The organism is Microcoleus sp. B4-C2 (genome assembly GCF_036705265.1).
GTDB lineage: Bacteria > Cyanobacteriota > Cyanobacteriia > Cyanobacteriales > Microcoleaceae > Microcoleus.
The window spans coordinates 18,908-33,547 of record NZ_JAUBUB010000020.1 but is presented as its reverse complement, the minus strand read 5'-3'; the positions used below and the strand labels follow the sequence as shown (position 1 = coordinate 33,547).

The following is a 14,640-nucleotide window of genomic DNA, read 5'->3' as shown; positions in this document are numbered from 1 at the left end:
ATATTAAGAGGATTTTACCGCAGAGAACACAGAGAGCGCAGAGAGGGGAGGGATGAAAGGTTTTTTTACGACATCCAAAACCCTCGCAACACTCTTCCCTCTGCGCCCTCTGCGCCCTCTGCGGTTCAAACCTCTTCTCCTCCCCCCGCTGTGGCACAATCTTATATATAAAACCTGCACCCTCTCGCCAATGACCGCAAACCTACCACCCCAATACGACCCCCAAGCCACCGAAACCAAATGGCAAAAATACTGGGAAGACAACCAAACCTTCAAAGCTGACCCCGAAAAAGGCGGCGAACCTTACTGCGTCGTTATCCCGCCACCCAACGTCACCGGCAGCCTCCACATGGGACACGCTTTTGAAGAGACGCTGATTGATGTCCTCGTCCGCTATCACCGCATGACTGGACGCAATACGCTGTGGTTGCCGGGAACGGATCATGCTAGCATCGCAGTTCAAACTATTCTCGAAAAGCAACTCAAAGCAGAAGGCAAAACTCGCCACGATTTAGGCAGAGAAAAATTCTTGGAACGGGCCTGGGAGTGGAAAGCTGAATCGGGCAATACTATTACTAATCAATTACGCAGTTTGGGCGTGTCTGTCGATTGGTCGCGCGAACGCTTTACGATGGATGAAGGCTTATCCGCTGCGGTTTTAGAAGCGTTTGTCCGTCTGTACGATGAGGGGCTGATTTATCGCGGCAATTACCTGGTGAATTGGTGTCCGGCGAGTCAGTCTGCTGTGTCGGATTTGGAGGTAGACCAGCAGGAAGTTGAGGGCCATTTGTGGCATTTCCGCTATCCTTTGACGGACGGTTCTGGTTATTTGGAGGTGGCGACGACTCGGCCGGAAACGATGTTGGGGGATACTGGGGTGGCGGTGAATCCACAGGACGATCGCTACAAACATCTTATCGGTAAAACTGTGACTTTGCCGATCGTGAATCGCGAAATCCCAATCATTGCTGATGAGTTTGTCGATCCGACTTTCGGAACAGGTTGTGTCAAGGTGACACCCGCCCACGATCCGAATGACTTCGAGATGGGTAAGCGTCACAATTTGCCGTTTATTAACATCATGAATAAGGACGGCACTTTAAATGAAAATGCCGGAGAGTTCCAGGGACAAGACCGATTTGTTGCCCGAAAAAATGTGGTGCAGCGGTTAGAAAGTGACGGGGTTTTGGTTAAAATAGAAGATTATAAGCATACAGTTCCCTACAGCGAACGCGGCAAAGTTCCGGTCGAACCTTTGATATCTACGCAATGGTTTGTGAAGATCGATCCTCTTTCTCAACGCGCTTTAGAAGCATTAGATCAAAGTAACTCACCAGTCTTTGTTCCTGAAAGATGGACAAAGGTTTATCGCGATTGGTTGGTGAAGCTGAAGGATTGGTGTATCTCCAGACAATTGTGGTGGGGACACCAAATCCCGGCTTGGTATGCTGTTAGCGAAACCCAAGGAGAAATTACTGATACAACGCCGTTTGTGGTGGCAAAAACTGAAGCTGAAGCTAAGGAAAAAGCTACGGCTAAATTTGGTAATGACGTGCAGTTAGCAAGAGATCCAGACGTATTGGATACTTGGTTTTCGTCCGGGTTGTGGCCTTTCTCAACTTTGGGATGGCCGGACGAAACTAAAGATTTGGACTTTTACTATCCCACAACTACTTTGGTAACAGGTTTTGATATCATCTTTTTCTGGGTTGCTAGAATGACGATGATGGCCGGACATTTTACTGAAAAGATGCCTTTTGATACTGTTTACATTCACGGTTTGGTGTTGGATGAAAACGGTCAGAAAATGTCTAAGAGTAAAAATAACGGTATCGACCCGCTGCTGTTGATTGGTAAATACGGTACTGATGCTTTGCGCTACACTTTGGTTAAGGAAGTGGTTGGGGCGGGTCAAAATATTCGTATGGAGTACGATCGCAAAACTGATGAATCGAAATCAGTGGAAGCTTCGCGGAACTTCACGAATAAGTTGTGGAATGCCGCGCGGTTTGTGATGATGAACTTGGAGGGACAGACGCCACAGCAGTTGGGAAGTCCTTCTGGGGGAGGTGGTTTGGAATTGTGCGATCGCTGGATTCTTTCTCGCTACAATCAAGTTGTGCAGCAAAGCCGCAATTGTTTGGAAACTTACGGTTTGGGGGAAGCGGCGAAGGGACTTTATGAGTTTATTTGGGGCGATTTCTGTGACTGGTATATTGAGTTAGTCAAGTCTCGCTTGCAGCAGGATGCTGAACCAACTTCTAAGAAAGTGGCACAGCAAACTTTTGCTTTTGTGTTGGAAGGAATTCTGAAACTACTGCATCCTTTTATGCCACACATTACTGAGGAAATTTGGCACACTCTGACTCAAACAGGTGATGATCAATGTTTGGCTTTGCAAGCTTATCCTGAAGCGGATTCCTCGCTAATTGATGCTGATTTGGAACAGCAGTTTGAGTTGTTGTTCGGTACTATTCGCACTATTCGCAATTTGCGGGCAGATTCGGATATCAAACCCAGTGTGAAGGTGACGGCGATTTTGCAAAGCGAAAGCGAGAAAGAACGCCAAATAATCTCAGATGGAGGCGTTTACATTCAGGATTTGGCAAAAGTCGAAAATCTGACAGTTACGGCTAGTGTGGATGCAGATTTGGGACAGACAATTGCTGGGGTTGTGGGTACTGTGCAAGTATTGATTCCTCTGGCTGGGGTGGTGGATTTGGCGGCTTTGCGTGCTAAGTTAGAGAAGAAGTTGAGCAAAGTGGAAGCTGAAATTAAGCATACTGCGGCGCGCTTGACTAATCAGAAGTTTGTGGATAAGGCTACTCCTGATGTGGTTCAGGGGGCGAGGGATGCTTTGGCGGAAGCCGAAAAACAAGCCGAGATTTTGCGCGATCGGCTAAAGTTGTTTTAATAGTTGACTGTTGACTGTGGACTGTTGACTGTTTTTAGTCAATTTGTAGGGTGCGTGAGGGCGAAGAATCTTGGAATCCCAACGAAAATATTGACTCTCACGCACCGCAGGCGCGATCGGCTAAAGTTGTTTTAATAGTTGACTGTTGACTGTAATCTTGTTCCCTATGCCCATTAGTGACAACAAACACGTTAAACAGACCGTCTCTTTTGTTTTTATCGAAGTCTAGATCCCCCCTAACCCCCCTTAATAAGGGGGGGACAAGAGGGTTAAAAGTAAACCCCTACTCCCCTTAATAAGGGGGGGACAAGAGCGCTCAAAGTCAACCCCTACTCCCCTTAATAAGGGGGGACAAGAGCGCTCAAAGTCCCCCTTCTTAAGGGGGATTTAGGGGGATCTAGTCTCAGCTAGAAGCGATATATACAAATAACCAATTACCAGTTACCAGTTACGAATAACTAATTACCAATTACTAATAACCCTTATGCTATATTTAGCCCAAGTACAAAATCAAGAAATTTTAGGCGAGATAAGTCTGCAATTGCTGGCTTGCCAAAATTCTGATGATACTTGGGCTCTTCTTAGTGAAGAATGTTTCTTGACATTACCGCCAGATTTTGGTCAAAATCAAATTAACTCTGCAACTAATGTTTTAAATGAAGGAATGCTAGTATTAGCAAATGTTGACGAAAATAGCCAGATTTTGCATATTCAAGCAGCTACAAACTGGATACTACAATTAGTTGAGAAATATTTAACAACAGGCTTTACTCCCGATTTTTTGCAGCAAGAAGCCCAAAAAGCAGAAGATTGGCGGCAATCTCTCACTTTGCAGAGTCAAGAATTGTCTCGCCGCTTGATTGAAGTTGAAGCCCGCCGAGAACAAATTCAAAATTTAGAAGCAAAACTCCAGCAGGAAAAGCAATTGTTGGAAAGTTCGATCGCCCAATTGCAAATTCCGCCCGCTACTCCACTAATTTGACTTATAATTTGACTTAAATTAACACACCAAACGTAGGGACACGCCACTACCGCGTCCCCACTAACCTAATATGCAATTTGCTGAACATCATCATAATTTGTAACTTGACAAATACCCCTTACCAGTTGCTGAATCGCCAGCAAAATTGCCGGAGGCTAAAGCACTTTTGACTTCATCCAAGCAGCGGGGAGACACAGCAGTTTCTGAGAATTGCTAACATAAGCCCGCTTCTGGAAAACATCGTACTGATTGCGTTCGATCGCATTTAAGATTCTGCTGTAGAGCATTGTAGCAGCCCAAACTGTCCACCGAATATCGGGACTGAGCACTTTAATTCCCGGTTCCGCGCTGGCGTATAATTTGCGAGCTCGCTGAATTTGAAACCGCATCAATTCCCGCCAGCGGTTGTCAATGACACCGTTGAATAAATCTTCTTCGGTGTAGTTAAACAAGGCTAAGTCTTCTAAGGGAATGTAAATGCGGCCGCGACGGGCGTCTTCTCCGACATCGCGCAAAATATTAGTCAACTGCTTGGCAATACCCAGGGCTATCGCTTCTTCTTTGGGAATTCTATTCCCCCAGTGCCAATTCCAGTTAGCAGCGGAGTTCGATTCGCCTACACCCATGACAGACATCGACATCAGCCCTACAGTACCCGCTACTCGATAACAGTAAAGATTGAGCTCTTCAAAAGTTTCGTAGCGGCTGCGGTACAAGTCCATTTGCTGGCCCGCAATCATTTCTCGAAACGGCCCAATGTCGATCGGGAAACGAGACAGCGTATCCACCAACGCTACGTCGTAGTCGTCGTGAGGATGGCCGGCAAACACCGATTCTAGCCGTTTTTCCCACAGATTGAGGGTTTCAGGGGTCGTTGCATCAGAACCCGGCCCGTCTACGAGTTCGTCGGTGCGGCGGCACCAGACGTAAATCGCCCAAATCGCCCGACGCTTGGCTTCGGGCATGAGTTGAGTGCCTAAATAAAAATTTTTGGCATAACTCGCCGTGACTTGGCGGCACAGTTCGTAAGAGTCATCCACAGAAGCCAGAGTTCTCATGCACTGGAGTTTTGACAGTTGCAGCATCCGAGAATAAGAAATTTAAAGATTAGAACTGATTTTCCCCCGTTTAGAAAACGGGAGATTTTTTTACGTCTTTATGAAAAATTCTTAATTTTTCATTTGTTATTGGCCGTCGAAATAGCCTGCGCTGTCAGCTTACCAGAAAGCACGGCACCTTCCATACTCGCAAGATAACGCTGCATCGTATAATCCCCCGTTAGATAGAAATTGCTAATGGGAGTTGTTTGTGTGGGACGGCACTGCTGGCGTCCGGGAGTTGCTTTGTAGACGGAACGAGGGGTTTTGACTACGTGATATTTGAGCAGTTTGGCTGGTTCTGGGATTTGATCGGGAAAGAGTTTTTCTAACTCGACCATTGTGGCTGCGACGATATCTTCGTCAGATTTGCCGATCCAGTCTTTGGCCGGTGCTAAAACCAGTTCCAGCATTGATTTGTCTGGGTTGGCATATTCGCGGCAGGTGTTGCTCATGTCGGCGTAGACGCTCAGCAGGGGCGATCGCGAGAACAGCAAATGGTCGATATCAGTTAATTTGCGATCGAACCACAAGTGTACATTAATGACGGGTACTCCCTCCAAACCTTCGAGCTGTTTGAAATAATCCATTTCGCCCCAAGGTTTCGGCATCATCAGCTTCAGCGGGTCAACCGGCATCGCGGAAACGTAAATATCGGCCGTCAGAATTTCTGACTCTGCCCCTTTTACTCCCCGAATCTGGAACCCGCGCACCGTGTTGTCATCGTTGAGCAAAAACTCGCCGATGGGCGCATTCAGCCGGACTTCACCACCGCGCTCAGTTATGTAGTCTACCATCGGCTGACACAACCTTTCTGTGGGGGAACCGTCTAAAAAGGCCATTTTCGAGCCGTTTTTCTCTTGCAAGAAGCGGTTGAGGGCTGTCAGCAGTATGGTTGCAGATATTTCGTGGGGGTCAATGAAGTTGAGCGCCTTGGACATGGCGATAAATACTTCTTTTTCGACTCTGGGGGGGACGTTTTGCTTTTTGAGCCAGTCGGAAAACGAGTATTTGTCCATTTCTTCGACGTATTTTTGACCCTGAAGCATCGCCGGAATCAAACCTATACCGAAGCGGATTTTTTCGGGCCAGGTGAGCATATCGTTGTTGCCCAGGATGGCTGCGACGCCGTTGAAGGGAGCCGGAAGGTCGGGAAAGTCAAAGCGGGAATAGGTTCCGGGGGTTTCCGGCTGATTGAAAATCATCGAGTGCTCTTTCCATTGCAGCCGGTCTTCGATGTCAAGTTCTTTGAAGAGTTGGAGCATATTTGGGTATGCACCGAAGAAGATGTGGAGGCCGGTTTCATACCAGTCGCCGTCTGCATCTTTCCAGGCGGCCACTTTGCCGCCGAGTACGTCCCGACTTTCTAGGATGATGGGGGTGTGGCCCGCGTCGGTAAGATATTTAGCGCAGGAAAGTCCTGCTAAGCCTGCTCCGGCGATCGCAACTCGCATTTGATACTACTTGGCCTCTGTGTTCGCTTCGTTTTCATTATACTTTACAACTCGTTACAATATTTTGGAAAATCTGTAGGGACAAGGAACTGCCCGTAGGTGTCAACAAACACGTTAAACCCGCCTACCCGACAGTCTTCGCGCCTACCCGACAGTCCGGCAAGGGTTGAAACCCCTGCCTCAAAGCAAAAGTCCTCTGAAAGAGGACTAATGAGTTCTTCAGTCCTCTTTCAGAGGACTTTCGCTATTAGACAGTAGACAGGGAATTCATTCCCTGGCGGACTGCCGGGTAAGCGAGAAGACTGGCGGAGGAAAAGAGGACACCGCACCGTGCTCTTTCCCTACCGCAAAATCCTCAATTTTCATGCACGAAATATGTAACTACCCCCCTATTATTTGTAGGGAAACGGCACTGCCTTCTCCTCTACTTTCCCCTGCAAACGTGCGATCTACTTCCTGTCCCCCCCTTATTAAGGGGGGTTAGGGGGGATCTCCGGGTGATGCTGCAAAGGTGTGATAGGCCGCTAATGCTGCTTGTTTGACGGCTTCTGGGACGATCGGAAAAGTAGTCAAAATATAGGCAAATTCTGCTTCGGTTAATCCGTAAAGGTGGGCGATGATGCCGTCTAATTCGGCTCGCAATTGAGCGCGTTCTGTTTCATCGGTAACGCCTTCTCGGTGGGAGTTTAAGCCGACTTCTTGGGCTAATTCGTCAAATTCTGGGGCGGTGCAGATCAGTTTGGCGGCGCGCTGTACGATGTCGGTGAAATATTTGTCACCTGATGTTAATCGCGGTACAGGAAGTTGGTATATGTAAAACATATTAATGTTGGCTGACACTTGTTGACGCAATGCAAAATCTACACAAAAACTATTTAGTGCAGCACAAATGAATAATGTATATTTATTTTCTTGAGTTGGAGAGGCAATATTGAGAGAATTACCACAAACTACTTTTGAAGGCAGTATTGTACCAATAAGAGTTCGAGAATCGGTACTCCTAGCAATTGCACGATATGCGAAGCGATAAAATTGATAGTCTAATTTTTGACCATTATCTATAGCTTTATTCCCTAATAAAGCTTTCCTCCCTTCTGGCTCATCTACCCAGTACCTCGGTTCAGCATACAGGTGAGTAAACTGATGAATCATTTTACCTTCATAAAGAGCTAACATACCGGGTGTCTGGTTTTTATGAAAAAGGAAAGCATCATCAGTCATATTAAATTCCCGATGTAGTTCTAAATCCCATTTGTTATTAAGTTTTTCCCCCAGTAATGGAAATTTAACCATTTTTTCAGCAATCTGAAATTCGACTTTGTTTTTCAACTCCATTACTGACAGGGAATCAGGAGAAAGTTTTTTTACTAAATCAACACTCATTAATGGGCTATTTTCATCAGGAAAATGTTGTAGCTCTTGAACATCATGGCGCATAAATTGTGCCGGAAAATCTTTGGTTGTGCCACCTTTTTCAAAGGTTAAGACAACAAATTTAAAACTCCGATGAACTCCCTCAAAAATCAAGTGGCGGTTTTCAAAACAGAATAAACCTGTAACTTGATTTTGATTAAACAAAATTTCCCGAAGTTTCTTAGCCCCCAAGTCTGTATAGATTCCGCTAGGAATGACAATCCCGCATTCCCCACCTGAACGCAAAAGATTAACACATTGTTCTAGAAAAAGTTTATAAAGATTAACATCTTTCCCGTGTCGCTTACCATTTATAATTGGTACTTGGTTTTTGTATTGCTCGGCAAATCTAAAAAATTCTCGCTGATGAGCAAATTCGCTCTTATATTTTAGCCATTCTTGCTTGATAATTTCATCAGCTAATATAACTTCAAGTTCCGCTTCAAAATCTTTAATATCCATTTTTTTCTTGGATACAGTTTCACTATAGTCTAAGAAAAATTCTTTCGCGTCTGGTTGAAAGGTTTCCCAAGGTGGATTGGTAATAATCGCATCAAAACCGCCCCGTTGATGCAAAATCTCATCAAACTCATAGCCCCAGTGAAAAGGCTTCAAAGCTTCTATATCAGCGAGAGTCAGGGTACGCTTAATCGGCTTACCGCTAATCTGTGCTTGTTCAAACTTAATTTTTAACTCTTTGAAATCTTCCAACAAAATCTTATTAAGATTTTCGATAGCCGGCGCTTTCTTTTCGGCAATTTCATCTCGTAAACTCTGCAAGTTTTGGCTATAGGTAGTCGCATGACGGTAAATAGAAATTAGACGGTTTTTCTCCTCTAATACTTGTCTGTATGTCTTGTGAAACAAATTTAACTGAGTTCCACTTCCTTCATATTCTGCGTCATCTACCCGAAGTAATCCTATCAGGGAATTGCCCGCCATGATGTTAAAATCAATATTCGGCAACGGTTCCAAGTCGCTGACATTCTGCGCCGCCGAAACTAAGGCTAAAAACAGTCGCAATTTAGCAATTTCCACTGCTTCCGGCATGATATCCACGCCGTAGAGGTTATCGCTAATAATCCGTTTTTTGATATAGTAGTTGAGTGAAGTATGCTCTTTTTCGATGTCTTTTAGGTAGTCATTGAGGTAACGATCATTTAAAAACTTGCTTGTACCGATGACTGTTGAATAGATGTAAATCAGCGTTTTCATGGCTGCGACTAAAAACGCGCCGGAACCGCAGGCTGGGTCTAATAATGTTAGGTTTGGGAGGATTTCTGTTAGCAGGCTGCGGCAGAGATTGGCGTCGAGATTGGTGAGGAGTTCGGTGATGGTTTCAAAGTGGGGAGAAGAACCCCCCCGGCCCCCCTTGCTAAGGGGGGAGGAAGAGGGAGAGGGGGAGGAAGAAGAGTTGTTTTGTTGATCGAGAGATCCCCCCCGGCCCCCCTTAAGAAGGGGGGAGGAAGAGTTGGAAGAGTTAAGGGATTGGTTGACTCTATCGAGGATTAGTTTGTTGATTGTGCGATCGCACAAATATTCAGTAATCTCCGGCCTGGTATAATAAGCACCAAAGGCTTTTTGGTTAATGTATTTCTCAAAGATGTATCCCAAAACCGCCGGATTAATTTCGTTTTCCTTCCCGCCCACTGTATCATCGAGATTCCAAGAATAGGCGGCAAATAAATTAAATATTTTCTCAAAAGCAGCATCGGGTATGGCGATATTCGGATAATTTTGTTCGATGGGATGTTCCAGAAACAGTCCCCCATTCAAATATTTAACATCGCCGATTAATTCTTTAACGCCTTCCTCGCGCAAATCCAGAGGTTTAGCAAATCCCTCAAAAAACAGTGTTTTCAAGAATTGCGAGTAAAATAAATCCGTTCCCCGCTGCTTGCTTTCGGCTAACTTTTCCTGCAAATACAGCATTTTGCCACTGTCGATAAATCCTTTGCGCTGCAAAAAATAAACAAACATCAAGCGGTTGAGTAAAACCGAAGTATACCAGCGTCTATCTGTTTCTTTGTCAATGCCGCGAATCACACTTAAAAATTCTACGTGTTGCTGTTTAAACTCTTCAAAAAACTTTTTAGTTACTCGTTCGACATCCAAGCCAGCCTGCAATCTTTGGGCGACATCAATCACCGAAAGCGTTTCTAATTCTTCTAAATCAACCTTTAAAGCTGTCACTTTACTCAGCAGCAAATCGCAAGGTTCGCGTTTCACGTATACATGATCGCGGGGATAAAGTTTTGTACCTTCGCGCTTCACCCAATACCAGAGACATTTGGTGCGATTTTCATCAATAAAAATTAACAGATTTTCGGCGGAAATTTGGACTATTTCGCGATAAATTGTCAGTCTTTCGGCGCTGTTGGGGATATTTCCGCTATCGGCGATAATTTCATATACAACTACTCCGTTAAGTTGGGCGATGGCTTTTCGGGAATAAGTCTCGCCTTCTATTTCTACAGATACGGTTTTGTGGGAAGATGGATTATCCCAACCGAGTTTTTGGACAAACAATTTGTTGAATTCAAAGTCTTGGAGAAGTTCGCGGGATTCTTTAAGTGTTTGTGGCATGGTTATATATGAAGGAAGAAGGGAGAAGTGTAGTAGGGACACGGCACCGTGCCCAAGGCGTGTCAACTTAAGGCTAAACCGAGAGTCAGATAGTCCGACAGTCCGACAGTTCGACAGTCCGACAGTCCGACAGTCCGACAGGGGTTGAAACCCCTGTCTCAAAGCGAAAGTCCTCTTAAGAGGACTGAGAAGAAAAATTTTCAATTCATGAGTCGTCTTTAGACGACTTTCGCTATTAGACAGGGAATTCATTCCCTGGCGGACTAGCTGGATGGTGAGAGGAATGGCGGACTGACAGCTTTCTCCTGAAACAAGCCTAAAGAACAAATAATCATCGGTTCCCGTTTGTCTTCGTCTTCATTGACTATACACAAACGGTCATCCATCCGCAAACCCACGACTAATTCTGCTAATTGTCGATCGCCAATCCCGCTTTTTAACTGCCGATTCAACGTGTCAATTGCCGACTGGCGCAGGGGATAGCGGTAAATTTCATCGATGGCTTTTGACAATTCATCGGATGCAAATATTGTACCATTCATTTCCTTAAAGTAACTCTTCAAACGTTCATAGGTTCGGAACCGGGCCCCGGAAGGCCTGCCCAATTGTCCGCCCGCATTTTGCTCTTCTTCTGCTATCAACTCTGCACCTTTTGTGACTAATTCGTGATGCTGTTTGTCTCTGGGAATTGCTGGTGTCGCTTCGTCGCAGGCTGCAATTCTTAAGATTCCGAGTTGCGATTGACTAACGCTATTGCCATCGCGATCGACCCAAATTAATGAATCATTTCCCTCTGCCGTTTTCATGTACAATAAAACTCCTTCTGGTTGCAAGGGTGCGGGAGTATGATTGCGAGTTGAATAAACTACATTTGGCATTGACTCAATGGTTTTTTTCAAAATTGGGTTGTTGTCAGTGGCATTTTTCCAAATTTGAAAAGCTTCGGATGTTAAGTCAACTTCGGCATCTTCTTCGCCATCTAAAATTCCTGATTTTTCATTGTAAATATCGAGAATGACTTGAGGTGAGTCATCCTCAAAAAATGTCTCATCAGTTCCCACAACTTCGGCATTTTCTTGCAAGCGTCGGCGCAGTCTTTCGCGCAGGTTGATAATGCGATCGACTCCTTCGTCTGGCAAAAACGAATAGCACAAAATGCGATCGGCTTTTTGACCGATTCTGTCCACTCTTCCCGCCCGCTGAATTAACCGAATAATTGCCCAAGGTAAGTCATAATTAACGATAATCGCACTGTCTTGTAAGTTGTGACCTTCACTCAGAATGTCGGTGGCAATTAAGATTCGCAATTCTCGTTCTGGGGAGATTTTGTCACGCTTACCGTTGCTAGTCGGACTAAACCGAAATGTGAGTTCGGTGGGGTCTTTTGATTTACCTGTCACCGCTGCAGCGCCCGCAATATTTAGCTTAGTTAAATTATCAGTTATATAGCGGACTGTATCGGCAAACTGAGTAAAAATTAATACTTTCTCATGGGGGTGAGTTTCTGTGAGCAATTTCACCAAAGCAGCTAACTTTTCATCGGGTTGAGAATGCCATTTACCGCAACTTTGCAAAACTTCTATCAGACATTGGGCATCTTCTCGCAAATCCCGTCTTAACTTCTTGGTATCAAAAAAGTCAGATTTGAGCCATTTAAACCTGCGCGGGTAGCGCGTTTTATATTCTCGATAAACAACTTCTGCCCGCTGTTTAAAACTCTTTTCACTTAACAGCAATTCTGCTTCAATATCTAAAGTTTCGCCCGCATCATCTTCGATTTCTTCGCTTTCAAAACTGCTAACCACCACTGAATCAGCATCTTCATCGCTGTTGCGGGTATCCAACAAGTCTGCATCCTGAGTGCCGATCGGAATATCGAAGTTTTGGTCGATCGCATATAAATAGATAAAATTCCGCAGGATGTGGCGCTCGATCGACTGAATAAAGGCACTGCCGCTGCTTTCTAGGCGTTTAAACAGGTTTGTCCGCGAAAATCCCATCAATCGGCGACCCCCACGGAATAAGGCATTTAACTGCCGCTGTTCTGCTTCAGTCGGCTGTTGTTTGGGTTTTTTGGCGATGTAATTTCCCAGCCCGTAACGCGGCAGATTTAGGGCATTGATGACTTCGACAATTTCCTCAAAGTCAAGCTGGGAGTTAGCTGTGGAAGTTTCCGAGGAAAACTTAATGGTTTTGGGAAGGCGATCGGGAAAATACGATCGCGTGCGATCTACAAATTCTAGATATTTGCGCTTCTTCTCTGCGTCAGTTTCCGCATAATTTTCTTTAATAAAAGAGCGAGTGCGCCTCACCATGTAGTGCTTCATCAAATCTCGCCAATCATCAGGATGTTCGCTTTTTTCAAAAGCAGCCAAAGAGCGCACGGAACATTGATGCCGCTTAATAAATTCTAACTCTCCTTGACTGCCTCCGCCCAATTGATTTAGCAAAGCTTCGGGCCGCAATCCTAAATTTTGGTCTTCAGGAATAAACAGCCGCAACTGAGAAGATAAATCTAAATAGGTTTTGTTGTAGGGAGTTGCTGAAAGCAATATACATTTACTTTCGTTGATGGCAATATATTCTTGAATCGCTCGATATCGCTTGCCTTCGCGGTTTCTGAGGTTGTGACTTTCATCAATTAACACAACTCGATAGCGACGCAATTCTGGCAATTCTTGCTGTACCAGACTGATGGATAAGACTTTTGCCAGCAGGCGATATTTGTCTGCATACTCTTGCCACATTTTTACCAAGTTTTTGGGACAAATAATCAGGGTTTCCAAGAAACAGTCTTCTTGTAAAATTTTGGCGATCGCACTTCCGACTAAAGTTTTACCCAACCCTACAACGTCGCCAATAATCACGCCTCCCCGTCTGGTAATGTGACGGGCGGCTAACTTAACGGCTTCTTCTTGAAATTTAAATAAACCCTTAAAAGCGCGGGGAATCTGGAACTCAGCAATACCTGCGATCGCCTCGCGGGACAAATGATAGACAATGTTGAGATAGATGTGATAAGGTGGAATTAGTTCGGCTCTTGCCCAACTGCGATCGATAATTTCTGCAAGTTCTTTGGAAATATCAACACAGCCATATTCTTCCCAGCGATCGTCAAACCATTTTTGCAACTTATTACAAGCATCTGAATCTAAAATATCAATATTCAATTCCCCTTGTTTTGACAATCCCGATAAAGTCAGATTGCTGCTGCCCAAAAAACCGACGATCGGAGTGTTGGGATCGTGACGGTGAACGAGATAAAGCTTAGCGTGTAGGTGATAAGCTAAGAATAATTTAACAACAACTTTTCCAGTTTTAATCTGATAGCTTAACCTGCGTAATCCCTGCTCATCTATATCACTGGGAGCGCCGATCGTCAACTGGTGGCGAAATTCCTCAGCCATCCGTTTTTTGAGCCGAATAATGGCATTATTGTCAATCCCCCCGTGATGGGAAATCAGGCTAAAACTAGCATTCAATTCATCGGCCGGCAAACTTTGCATTCCCACCAAAAGGCGGCAGCAGGCTCCTTGGTTTCCCACGTATGCTTCTATTAAATCGCCAATTCTCCGCCATCCCCGAAGATTGAAATAGCCCACACAAAAATCTGCCCGATAGGAGAGTTTAATGGTGTCTCGCAATGCTGGTAGCAGCGATTGTTCGATGTTGTCAAAAATGCGCGGCACTGGGTTTCCTCTGTTATATTAGTTGTACATAAAAAAGTTTGTAGTAAGGACTTTAGTCCTTAAAAAATCACAGGGAAGGACTAAAGTCCTCACTATAGCAATCCTTGCAGGAGTCGTAAACTTTTGACCCCACCCCAACCCTCCCCTTATCAAGGGGAGGGAGTTAAGAAATTCACAAATGATGCGAGCATTCCTATAAAGTATCTAACTATTCGATGAGTGCTTGCCAAGTTTCGACATCTAAGACAGCAACTTGTTTGCCTTTTAGATTGAGAAACTCAACTGACTACAATACTTGTAATCCGGTCATTCAGGCTACCTCTATGTTAATGATAGATATAACTTTTGCTCTCCATTCTAATCAATTTGCTCCTCGGTTGCTGCGCCAAACCGTATCGAAAAAAGGTCGATCGCACCCAACCACACCCAGCAACCTGAACCGCAGGTGAGGCAATCCCCCTGCAGCCCCCGCTTCTCGACGCGGTACAATAAGTGCAATCATACT

The 14,640-nt window shown here is 45.0% G+C and carries 7 protein-coding genes; 2 read left to right on the top strand and 5 right to left on the bottom strand.

Features of this window, described 5'->3' with window-relative positions; all coding sequences use genetic code 11:
- Window positions 1–190 precede the first annotated feature (190 nt).
- Window positions 191–2,914: a valine--tRNA ligase gene (locus tag QUB20_RS09125; RefSeq protein ID WP_333248204.1), complete on the top strand. Its 2,724-nt coding sequence runs from the start codon at window positions 191–193 to the stop codon at window positions 2,912–2,914.
- Between the two features lie 484 nt (window positions 2,915–3,398).
- A complete protein-coding gene (locus QUB20_RS09120; RefSeq protein ID WP_333248202.1) occupies window positions 3,399–3,896 on the top strand; it encodes a hypothetical protein in 498 nt (165 codons plus the stop codon).
- A 155-nt stretch (window positions 3,897–4,051) separates the two neighbouring features.
- Here QUB20_RS09120 and crtB read toward each other — a convergent pair whose 3' ends face one another.
- The 5 genes from crtB to QUB20_RS09095 all read right to left on the bottom strand — a co-directional run bounded on the left by crtB (window position 4,052) and on the right by QUB20_RS09095 (window position 14,637).
- A complete protein-coding gene (crtB, locus tag QUB20_RS09115) occupies window positions 4,052–4,981 on the bottom strand; it encodes a 15-cis-phytoene synthase CrtB (RefSeq protein ID WP_333248200.1) in 930 nt (309 codons plus the stop codon).
- Between the two features lie 92 nt (window positions 4,982–5,073).
- Window positions 5,074–6,447, bottom strand: a complete 1,374-nt coding sequence (gene pds, locus QUB20_RS09110) for a 15-cis-phytoene desaturase (RefSeq protein WP_333208211.1) — start codon at window positions 6,445–6,447, stop codon at window positions 5,074–5,076.
- 480 nt (window positions 6,448–6,927) lie between these two features.
- Window positions 6,928–10,446: an Eco57I restriction-modification methylase domain-containing protein gene (locus tag QUB20_RS09105; protein WP_333249421.1), complete on the bottom strand. Its 3,519-nt coding sequence runs from the start codon at window positions 10,444–10,446 to the stop codon at window positions 6,928–6,930.
- A gap of 263 nt (window positions 10,447–10,709) precedes the next feature.
- Window positions 10,710–14,135, bottom strand: coding sequence for a helicase-related protein (locus QUB20_RS09100; RefSeq protein WP_333249418.1), 3,426 nt, complete (start codon window positions 14,133–14,135; stop codon window positions 10,710–10,712).
- Window positions 14,136–14,496: 361 nt separating this feature from the next.
- Window positions 14,497–14,637 (bottom strand): hypothetical protein, encoded by a 141-nt coding sequence (locus QUB20_RS09095; RefSeq protein ID WP_333249416.1) that lies wholly within the window; start codon window positions 14,635–14,637, stop codon window positions 14,497–14,499.
- Between the last annotated feature and the right edge of the window lie 3 nt (window positions 14,638–14,640).

Coding starts and splice junctions, on each gene's coding strand:
- crtB (WP_333248200.1), bottom strand. CDS start 4,981: ATGCTGCAACTGTCAAAACTCCAGTGCATGAGAACTCTGGCTTCTGTG.
- QUB20_RS09105 (WP_333249421.1), bottom strand. CDS start 10,446: ATGCCACAAACACTTAAAGAATCCCGCGAACTTCTCCAAGACTTTGAA.
- pds (WP_333208211.1), bottom strand. CDS start 6,447: ATGCGAGTTGCGATCGCCGGAGCAGGCTTAGCAGGACTTTCCTGCGCT.
- QUB20_RS09120 (WP_333248202.1), top strand. CDS start 3,399: ATGCTATATTTAGCCCAAGTACAAAATCAAGAAATTTTAGGCGAGATA.
- QUB20_RS09095 (WP_333249416.1), bottom strand. CDS start 14,637: ATGATTGCACTTATTGTACCGCGTCGAGAAGCGGGGGCTGCAGGGGGA.
- QUB20_RS09125 (WP_333248204.1), top strand. CDS start 191: ATGACCGCAAACCTACCACCCCAATACGACCCCCAAGCCACCGAAACC.